The organism is Streptomyces sp. SID5785, from assembly GCF_009870065.1.
Classification (GTDB): domain Bacteria; phylum Actinomycetota; class Actinomycetes; order Streptomycetales; family Streptomycetaceae; genus Streptomyces.
The window spans coordinates 1-5,334 of sequence record NZ_WWIA01000822.1 but is presented as its reverse complement, the minus strand read 5'-3'; the positions used below and the strand labels follow the sequence as shown (position 1 = coordinate 5,334).

The window sequence follows — 5,334 nt, the reverse complement described above, 5'->3', positions numbered from 1 at the left end:
CTGCCTCCGCCGCCGCCTCCCGCGCCTGCTCCGGCTCCGGCCCGGTCTCCGTCTCGGTCTCCGTCTCGAAGGGCGCGTCGACCTGCACCGGAGCCGCCGGCCGCCGGGGGCCGCCGATCCGGGCGCCGCCGAGCAGGTCCCGGGGCTGCCCGCGCTCCACCTCCGTGCCCTCAGGCCCGCCCGGCCCCGGCTTCCGCGCCCAGCCGGGCAGCCGCACACCCTGCGCCGGGGTGACCGATCCCTGACGCACGTCCGGCCGCCGCTCCTGGTGGTCCAGATTGAGCTGCACCGCGAGATGCAGCGTGTCCGAGTCCATGGCCCCGCGCAGCGCCCACCGCGGGCCCTGCCGGTCCTGCTCACCCACCGGGGCGCGGGGGGTGCCGAGGTCGGCCAGGTCGCCGTCGGGCGCCGTGTCGTCCGCGGGCGGCGCGGCGGGAGCGGCCCGCGCGATCCGCCACAGCCGTGGCGCCGCGATCGCCACGATCACCGCCAGCGAGGAGATCTCCGCGACGCCCGCGCCGGTCAGCCCCATCCGGGGGAGCAGCAGCAGGGTCAGCCCGAGCACGAGGACGCACAGCAGCCCCTGGAGCCAGGCGAGCCCCGAGGTGCGGCTCTGCGCGCGCAGCACCGCGAAGTACGTCTCCATGACGACCCGCAGCGCGGCGCCCACCGCGAACCAGCGCAGCAGCGGCGTCGCGGCGTCCGCGTAGTCCTGCCCGAACACCCGCAGGATGTACGGCGCGAGCAGGAACAGCAGACCGCAGACCGGAACCATCAGCCGGGCCATGCGGCGCAGCGCGGCCCGGGTGTTCGCGGCGAGCCGCGCCGGGTCGTGCGCACCCTCCACGGTCAGCGAGGCGCCCATGTTGATGGCGAGCAGGTTGACCGTGCCGCCGATCGTGGTCGTGATGTAGAAGTACGCGTTGTCGGCCGAGCTGACCTGCGAGGCGATGATCACCGGGACGAGGTAGACGACCGCGAGCGAGAACAGCGAGCCGGTGTAGTCGCCCGCGAGGAAGCGGCCCATCTCGCGCAGCGTCGGCGTCTTCGCCCTGCCGTCGGTCGCCTCGACGTGCCGCGGCACGAGGCGCCGGAACACCAGCCAGCCCAGCGGCACCACCGAGCACGCGATCGCGACGACCCACGACACGAACACCCCGGTCGTGGCGAGCGCCGTGGCGAACGCGACCAGGAGCCCCAGCTTGACCAGCGAGAACACCGTGTTCCCTACCGGCACCCACAGTGCGCTGCGCAGCCCGGTCAGCACTCCGTCCTGGAGGGTCAGCAGCGACCAGGCGACGACGGCCGCCACGAACCCCAGCCCGTGCAGCGGCCCGTGCAGGAAGCGGTACGAGGGCCCCCACACGTCGAGGGTCAGCAGGAAGACCAGCGCGGCGAGCGCGACGACCGCCGAACTGCCCGCGTACGTACGGAAGATGAAGCGTCCCGTGGCGCGCCCCGCGATCGGGATGAAGCGGGCCAGCGCCCCGGTCAGGGTGACCGCCGTGAGCCCCGCGAGGAACTTCATCGCCGCGATCGCCGCCGAGCCCTGCCCGACCGCGTCCGCCGTGTAGTAGTGCGCGGCGGCCAGCCAGAAGCCGACGCCGAGGACGCCGGAGATCCCGGTGTTGAGCATCAGGGCGTAGGCGTTGCGGAACAGCTGGTTCCCGCCCCCCGACCCCATGCCGTCCTCTCTGCCCTTCCTGCCGCGGCCCATGCCGGACAGCCTGAGTCTGAGGCCGGGCGCTGCGTCGCTCCCGGCCGGTGCGGTCGTCTCTCCGGCGGTGGTGCCCCGGTCGGTGGTGGTCGTGTCAGCCACGGGTACGGATTGCCTTCCGGCGGGCCTGTCGGGCTCTGCGGACCACGGCGTACCCCTTGGTCAGGGCACGGTCCATGGCGAAGGTGCGGCCGATCGCGCGGCCCTCGACGAGCCGCTCGAACTCGGCGGCGCCGGTGGAGCGGCGCACGGTGACGCGCTGCAGGGCGTAGGGCCCCTGCCGGCGCCGGGCGAGGCCGTTGCCGACCGCGAGCGACTGGGCGAATCCGGCCGCCCGCACCGCCCGCCGCACCCGCCGGTCGGAGTGACCGAACGGGTACGCGAACGACGCGGGCGCCGCGCCCAGTTCGTCGGCGACGATCTCCGCGCTGCGGTGCAGCTCGAAGCGCAGGTCCTCGTCGTCCAGCTGGTCGAGCTGCGGATGCGTGTGGCTGTGCCCGCCGATCTCCACGCCCTGCGCGGCGAGTTCGCGCACCTGCCCCCAGTCGAGCATCGTGTCGAGGCCGCCCCCGGTGTCGTGCGGACCGCGCAGCCACCCCGTCGACACGAACAGCGTCGCCGGGAAGCCGTGCTCGGCCAGCGCCGGAAGGGCGTACCGGTGCACGCCCTCGTACCCGTCGTCGAACGTGATCAGGACCGGCCGGTCGGGCAGCACCCGGCCGCCGCCGCGCCAGATCCCGGCGAGCTCGGCGGTGGTCAGGGGCGTGCAGCGGTTCTCCGCGAGGATCGCCATCTGCTCGGCGAACGCGGCGGGCGTCACGGAGAGCCTGCGTGTCGCGTCCCGCGGCTCGTGCGCGACCGCGTGGTACATCAGGATCGGTACGGCCGCCCCGTCCGCCGTCCGCGGTCCGCTCATGCCGCCGCCCCCGTCTCCTCCGCCTTCCCCGTGCCGGATCCCCCGGGTGCGCCGGCCGGGCCCGCGTCGACGGCGCCCGCGTCGACGGCGCCGGGGTCGATCGCCGTCACGGAGAATCCGGGCGCACGGCCCGTGCGGGCCCGCAGCGTCCCGAGGACGTACCCCCCGGCCGCTGCCGCGACCCCGGCCACGATGGCGCCGGCCCGGCCCGCTCCCCCCGGCCGTGCCAGCACGAAGTCCCGTACGCCGCGGGCCACTCCGGCCGGCAGCACCCGGCCGGTGTAGGCCCGCTCGCTCTCCAGCCCCTTGCCCGCCCCCACGCTCCGTGCGACGAGGGCCTTCGACAGGCCCTCCGCGTACGTCCGGGTCCGGAAGTAGCCGAAGCGCTCCCGGCCGGCCGGGACCCGGTGGTGGATCACGGCCCGGTCGTCGATGAGCAGCACCGCGTCCGGCCGGGCGCGGGTCAGCCGGATGCACAGCTCCGTCTCCTCGCAGCCCAGCGGCCGCTTGTCGCCGTCGCGGCCGATGCCGGTCGCGAACCCGCCCGCCGCGTCGAACGCCGTACGCCGGAACGAGGCGTTGCCGCCCAGCACGTTGCGCACGCGCACCTTGCCGCGGGGGAGTCCCCTGTACGTGCAGCCGACGACCCAGTCGAACTCCTCGGGGAACCAGGCGGGCCTGCGGCCCGACGCCCACACCGGCTCGGTGCGCCCGCCGACCGCCATGACCGCCGGATCGGCGTACGCCTCGGTGAACCAGCGCAGCCAGTCCCGCTCGGCGACCGCGTCGTCGTCGAGGAACGCGACGACCTCGCCGCGGGCCGCCGCGATCCCCGTGTTCCGCCCGGCGGACAGGCCGCGCGGGCCCGCGTTGGCGAGTACGCGAACGGCGTGGACCCCTGCCGTGTCCGCGTACCGCGCCCGCAGGCGGTCGAGCAGCACGGGGTTGTGATCGACGACGAGCAGGGTCTCCAGCGCGGGCCGCGACTGTGCGCGCACCGAGTCGACGGCGGCGAGGATGTCCTCCCACCGCTCCTGCGTGTACACGCAGACGACGACGGACACGGAAGGCGGACCGGCCGCCGGGGACGGCCCGTCCGCCCCGTGCGGGCTGCCCGTCACGCGCCGTCCCCCCGCACCGGACGGAGCTTTCCGGCGGCGCCCGCGAGCCGTCGGGCCCGCCGGTTCGACCGCTCGCGCAGGATCACCCTGAGCACGCGCAGCCCGTCCCGCACGGCGCGCAGATTGCTCGCCCCGTGGATGCGCAGGTACTCGTGGCTCGGGATCTCCTGGACCTTGAGACCGGCCTTGACCACCCGGATGTTCATGAGCGTCTCGACCTCGAACCCGGTGCAGTCCAGGTCGATCTGGTCGAGGCAGTGCCGCCAGAACGCGTTGTACCCGTAGCACAGGTCCGTGTAGCGGGCGCCGAACTTCGCGTTGACCACCGAGCACAGCGCCCAGTTGCCCAGTTTGCGGACCGGCGTCATGTCGTCCGTGCCGCCCCCGTTGGCGAAGCGGGAGCCCTTCGCGAAGTCCGCGCCCGACACCAGGGCCGACACATAGCTGACGATCTCCTGGCCGTCCGCCGAGCCGTCGGCGTCGACCATCACGATGATGTCGCCCGAGCAGGCCTCGAAGCCGGTGATCAGGGCGTCCCCCTTGCCCTTGCCGAGCTGCGGGACGACCACCACCTCCGGCCACAGGTCGCGGGCCACCGCCACCGTGTCGTCGGTGGAGTTCCCGTCGACCAGGACGACCTCGTGGATCCAGTCGGGCAGGGTCTTGAAGACGTACGGCAGGTTCTCCGCCTCGTTCATCGCGGGGATGACCACACTGACCCGCGGAGCGATGGCGAGATGGGTGGAGATGGCCCGGTACTGACCGGATATACGACTCGGTGTGGTCCCGTCAGGGACCGCCGGATGCGCGACGGAACTGCTCATGAGTCTGGTCCCTCTCGTCCGGTGGACCGCCCGCCCCCGGGCGGTCCGGTGATGTGTCCGGTTCGAAAGGGGGGTCTCTCACTCACGGCATGCCGGAACTGCTCTCCGTGCAGGCCGGGTGAGCTGGCAATACACACCGGTCGGTCCGACCGGTCGCGCGGCACGCCGCCCGGCGGCCCCTGGACGTCCCCCGGCCTGGAAAGGCCGAAGGCAGCGGCTGACCGAGCAGGCACCCCCCTACCGCGCCCCGACCGGTCCTTCGTGATCCTGAGCCCTCCCCTGGATCACCTGCGTGATGGACCGATGCGGGTGGATGAACGACGGTATTGATGATTGAGACTGTATGGCAAGACCTGAAACGGTGTCTCACGTTTTTGTTGTTCTGTCCTTTACTTCAACTACCGCCCCCCTGGCGGTGTTTGATCATTCGTTTACCGAATGCCCGGTTGGCCGGTGGCGGCGCAGCCGTCGGACGGCCGACTGGGCGACGAAGGCGAGTGCGCTGAGTGCCCCCACGGCGACGACCCCGCCGTCCACCGACCAGTGGTGGGTGGCGAGCATCCCCTGGGAGACCAGCATCACCGTGGTGATCGCGCCGGCCGCCGACGTGAGCCCCCGGGCCCACGGGTCGAGGCCGCGCAGCGCCGCGGCGAACGCGGCGCCGGGCGCGCCGAGCAGGAACACGAGCGCGAGCGGCGCGCGCAGCGGTGAGTCCGCGTGCGCGAGGGCGAGCAGGAGGCCCGCTCCGGCCGCGAC

The 5,334-nt window shown here is 73.7% G+C and carries 4 protein-coding genes and 1 pseudogene; all 5 read right to left on the bottom strand.

What is annotated here, in order from left to right; all coding sequences use genetic code 11:
* A pseudogene (locus GTW43_RS26810) lies at nucleotides 1–1,684 on the bottom strand (lipopolysaccharide biosynthesis protein); the annotation flags it as partial.
* A gap of 127 nt (nucleotides 1,685–1,811) precedes the next feature.
* Complete coding sequence (locus tag GTW43_RS26805; protein ID WP_161304542.1) at nucleotides 1,812–2,633, bottom strand: polysaccharide deacetylase family protein; 822 nt, start codon at nucleotides 2,631–2,633, stop codon at nucleotides 1,812–1,814.
* A complete protein-coding gene (locus tag GTW43_RS26800) occupies nucleotides 2,630–3,754 on the bottom strand; it encodes a glycosyltransferase family 2 protein (protein ID WP_343246127.1) in 1,125 nt (374 codons plus the stop codon). The genes GTW43_RS26805 and GTW43_RS26800 overlap by 4 nt, the downstream gene beginning before the upstream one ends.
* Complete coding sequence (locus GTW43_RS26795) at nucleotides 3,751–4,578, bottom strand: glycosyltransferase family 2 protein (protein WP_202501972.1); 828 nt, start codon at nucleotides 4,576–4,578, stop codon at nucleotides 3,751–3,753. Before GTW43_RS26795 ends, GTW43_RS26800 begins: the two co-directional genes overlap by 4 nt.
* Nucleotides 4,579–5,001: 423 nt before the next feature.
* On the bottom strand, nucleotides 5,002–5,334 hold a 333-nt coding region (locus tag GTW43_RS26790), incomplete at its 5' end, for a hypothetical protein (RefSeq protein ID WP_237536829.1).

Excerpts from the sequence above, each read along its gene's own strand:
- GTW43_RS26805 (WP_161304542.1), bottom strand. The coding sequence starts at position 2,633 with ATGAGCGGACCGCGGACGGCGGACGGGGCGGCCGTACCGATCCTGATG.
- GTW43_RS26795 (WP_202501972.1), bottom strand. The coding sequence starts at position 4,578 with ATGAGCAGTTCCGTCGCGCATCCGGCGGTCCCTGACGGGACCACACCG.